Raw genomic sequence first — 3625 nt, forward strand, 5'->3', positions numbered from 1 at the left:
CTTCTTCCTTGAAGCGCTCGAAATTAAAGGATTCGTCAGTTTTCATTGTGTCTATAAGTTAAAACTAAGTTACTTATTTTCCCCCTTTGATTCAATTTGGGGTGACACAGTTTAGTTTACAATCTCATGGCCATGTACAGCGAGCAGCTGTTTCATAACCTTTTAAAGCTATAATACCAGCTGGAACCTCCTCGCAACATCATCCATTCTTCCTTAAGGTAATCAAATTTGATCGGAGTTGAACTTTGATTGTCGAAAAGTGCTTCATAATTATTGCTTAATTTAGGTTGAAAATCATCAAGCATTTTTTCGTTTGCTACTCTGGCAGGATTATCCTTTTTTAGCTTCATTTTATCCCACGCAGCTCTTGTACTTTCTGAAAAATACTTTTTCAATGCGGATTCGTTTAACTTCTCAAAATTGCTAATTTTCAATAAGTTAGGATTAATATATTTAGAAGTAGAAGACAGAATTTTTGGAATGCTTACCATTTTGTTGTATTCCAAGATATAATCATTAAACGTTTCAATAGTATCTTTTTTCATCGCTACACTGGCGGGAAATAAATCATAAGCTGAGTAAAAGACTTTTATTTCAGGAAGGATAGCATCTAAGTACTCTCCAAAGTTTTCCCACTCATTAATTTGGGATATTTTGAAGTCAAAGCCCCCCGGTTCCCGCGCTGTTTTTCTCTCAATTTTATAAAAATCAATCATTTGCCGCTTAATATCTGTTGTATCTGCAAAGTTTTGCCATTTGCCTTTTTTGTCAAGTCGAAAACGAAAAGGAGTTTTGAGGATAAACTTTTTTTCAGCTACCGCAAATTCCTCTTTAAGTGTATCGGTCATGAATGTGACAAAAGATATATATCGCCACTCTATAATGTAGCTACTATCAGATTTAGCATTTTGACTCAGTACCTTGATTTGGAAAGCTTTATTACTGTTGAATTCTTCCATCATCATGCTGCCAATACCTTTGTGTTTCAGCTCGTATCTAAAAGTTTGGCCTACTTTCCATTTGATTGGCATAGTAACAGTTTGAGCTTTCAGGGTATTTGACTTTGTACTTAGAATTATGCAAGAAAAAAGTATGAGAAATTGTTTCATTGGGTTTTCATAGTGTTGCAACGGCATTATATATACTGAATGAGAAATGTTTCTTATTTCTCTTACGAATCAATTCACAAGCCTAAACCTGCTCTGCTGGTAACGGCTTGAATAGATTAACTAACGTCTACACGGAGCGACGCTAATTAATCATCCATTTCCTCAGGGTCAATCCTGCTTAGATATGCGTCAAATTGTTTGAGGTCAGAACAAACGGGAAGCAAAACCTCTACAATTTTTTGTAGATTCTCTGCCGAATCAACATAAGCGTAAAACGCTCCAGCTTCGGGGTCAAAATCTAAGTGGGTTAACAGCTCCGGATTCTTCTCATCCAGAATATGACGAATGACGCCTTCCCAACTGTAGCCGTTACCACTAAATTCATGTTTCTCAAAAATTGGGTTGTGAGTAGCAAATGCTTCTCCTTCGCATTCAACTACAATTGTATGCGAGTCATTTTGTACGAGTTTGAATGGAAATGTATTCATCTTATCGAAAGTGGATTTGTATTGTTCTTATTTTTAACAGACACTCTATTAACGCATACACTATTGCTTCATTTGAGTGAATGGGTAAGGATTTTACAAACTTAGCAAAAGTATTATTTTGCCAAGTAGAAAGCATTTTTTTAAAAAGCTATTGGGTAGTAAACCCCTTTTTTTAATTCACTCTATTATCGATTGTAGATATCGATATACCGTTGCACGACTGAGGCCTAGTAATTTACCAATTTCCTCAACTGTTTTTTCCTTCTTCTCATACAAAGTGCGGGCTGCTTCCACCTTCGATTGCGCTTCTTTACTTAATCCCTTTGGCTTACCTCCCAAGCGGCCACGAGCACGAGCAGCCGATAACCCTGCCTTTGTGCGTTCGCGTATTAAATCCCGTTCAAATTCGGCCAGTGAAGCAAAGATGTTGAAAACCAATCTGCCCTGAGCTGTAGTTGTATCAATGGCATCATTGAGACTGCGGAAGCCTATGCCCTTTTCCTGAAAATCATTGATGAGGTTAATCAACTCTTTTAAGGAGCGACCTAAGCGGTCAAGCTTCCAAACGATAACGGTATCCCCTTCCCGTATGGTTTCAAGCAGTTTGAGTAGTTGCGGTCTTTCTTTGGCCGATGATGCTTTTTCCTGAAAGATGCGGTCACAGCCTGCTTTCTTTAGATCATCGAGTTGCAGGCTCAAATTTTGGTCTTGTGTCGAAACACGGGCGTATCCGAGAAGCATAATTTTGTCTCATTAAGTCAAGCAAAGATAATAAATGAATGATACATTGATAAATGAGATAACATTATGAGACATTTTTTGCAACTAAATCGGGGATTTTTCCTGTATGTGCATTTGTCTCACAAAACGCCCGTTTTGCGAGACGGACAAAACAGGTAAAGTTGTGATTGACACATTTATGGTTTTAAATAGAGTTCAATTTCTTTACGTACAAAGTCGCCATACTCAGTACCTTCGCTGTATTCACCTCCAAGTGAATTTAAATAATATAATCTAAGGTCGTATGCTGAACAAATTTCTGATGTTGGCTCCGCATCAAATTCTTCTTCAAAATAGGTAAGTCTTTTTTTTGTATAAATTGTTTTATCCGCTCCAAAAGCCAAAAACTTTTTATATTCATCGTCATCTCCATTATATGCGCAAATGCAATGAAGCGGAGTCCAGCCATTATTATCAATTTTATTAATATCAATATCATATTTAATCAAGGTGTCGAAATATACACTTGGCATGCCGCTCAAAGCATATGCATGTAACAAATTCCTTCCTTGATTATTAACGGCTTTTTCATCAATACCAAGCTTAATACAATTTTCAACTATAGTTTCTATGTAATCTTCTCTTCTCCAAAATTTATCAATGTAGTTGAATCGTGACACGTCCCTTCGAATAATATAAAACAAAGCATTTTCACCTTGTTCATTCTTGATGTTCAAATCAAAATCCAATGATTTAAAGTAATCCATTGTTTTGAAGAACCCATTTTTTGCCAAATCAAAAATATCAAACTTATTGAACTCATAGTTTTTACTGATCATTAGTCTCACTACTTTCAGTAGGTCATCATCTTCTTTCACATAATGGTTTATCAAATTGTTCTTAAAACGAACATCTATTTCATGTCCTTCATTTATTGCATTTAAAATAATAGATAAATCTGGAAAACGATTTGTGTTCTCAATACTCATTTTAACTATTTCGTCTAACTTTTGCATTTTGTTGTTTGTTTATGTCACCTAACTCCTTGATTGAAGCACATTCACTACAAAATGTGTATTTTGTAGTGTTGCAAAGGTATTTTATTGTTGCATTTCCTCAAAAGGCGTTCTCTATGATGCAGTTTTCTATATACCCTACTAAACATAAAATTCATTATAAGGCAGCTTGTATATCCCTGAAATAGCTTGACACAAATTGTGTAAAGTTATGAAAGTGAGCAGCTTTATTAATTTAAAGAAAAAGTACAAAACAGGTGCCTTTCGATGGCATGTCATTGAACTGTATCGA

At 35.6% G+C, this 3625-nt stretch carries 4 protein-coding genes; all 4 read right to left on the reverse strand.

Annotation, left to right across the window (positions count from 1 at the left end):
- Window positions 1-152: 152 nt before the first annotated feature.
- The 4 genes from P1X15_RS32360 to P1X15_RS32375 all read right to left on the reverse strand — a co-directional run bounded on the left by P1X15_RS32360 (window position 153) and on the right by P1X15_RS32375 (window position 3333).
- On the reverse strand, window positions 153-1109 hold the full coding sequence (locus tag P1X15_RS32360) for a hypothetical protein (RefSeq protein ID WP_277342244.1): 957 nt from the start codon (window positions 1107-1109) through the stop codon (window positions 153-155).
- A 146-nt stretch (window positions 1110-1255) separates the two neighbouring features.
- Window positions 1256-1597, reverse strand: coding sequence for an Imm51 family immunity protein (locus P1X15_RS32365; RefSeq protein ID WP_277342245.1), 342 nt, complete (start codon window positions 1595-1597; stop codon window positions 1256-1258).
- A 177-nt stretch (window positions 1598-1774) separates the two neighbouring features.
- On the reverse strand, window positions 1775-2338 hold the full coding sequence (locus P1X15_RS32370) for a recombinase family protein (protein WP_277342246.1): 564 nt from the start codon (window positions 2336-2338) through the stop codon (window positions 1775-1777).
- Between the two features lie 176 nt (window positions 2339-2514).
- Window positions 2515-3333: an ankyrin repeat domain-containing protein gene (locus P1X15_RS32375; protein WP_277342247.1), complete on the reverse strand. Its 819-nt coding sequence runs from the start codon at window positions 3331-3333 to the stop codon at window positions 2515-2517.
- Between the last annotated feature and the right edge of the window lie 292 nt (window positions 3334-3625).

This window comes from Runella sp. MFBS21, assembly GCF_029433105.1.
GTDB lineage: Bacteria > Bacteroidota > Bacteroidia > Cytophagales > Spirosomataceae > Runella.

Coding starts and splice junctions, on each gene's coding strand:
- P1X15_RS32360 (WP_277342244.1), bottom strand. CDS start 1,109: ATGAAACAATTTCTCATACTTTTTTCTTGCATAATTCTAAGTACAAAG.
- P1X15_RS32365 (WP_277342245.1), bottom strand. CDS start 1,597: ATGAATACATTTCCATTCAAACTCGTACAAAATGACTCGCATACAATT.
- P1X15_RS32370 (WP_277342246.1), bottom strand. CDS start 2,338: ATGCTTCTCGGATACGCCCGTGTTTCGACACAAGACCAAAATTTGAGC.
- P1X15_RS32375 (WP_277342247.1), bottom strand. CDS start 3,333: ATGCAAAAGTTAGACGAAATAGTTAAAATGAGTATTGAGAACACAAAT.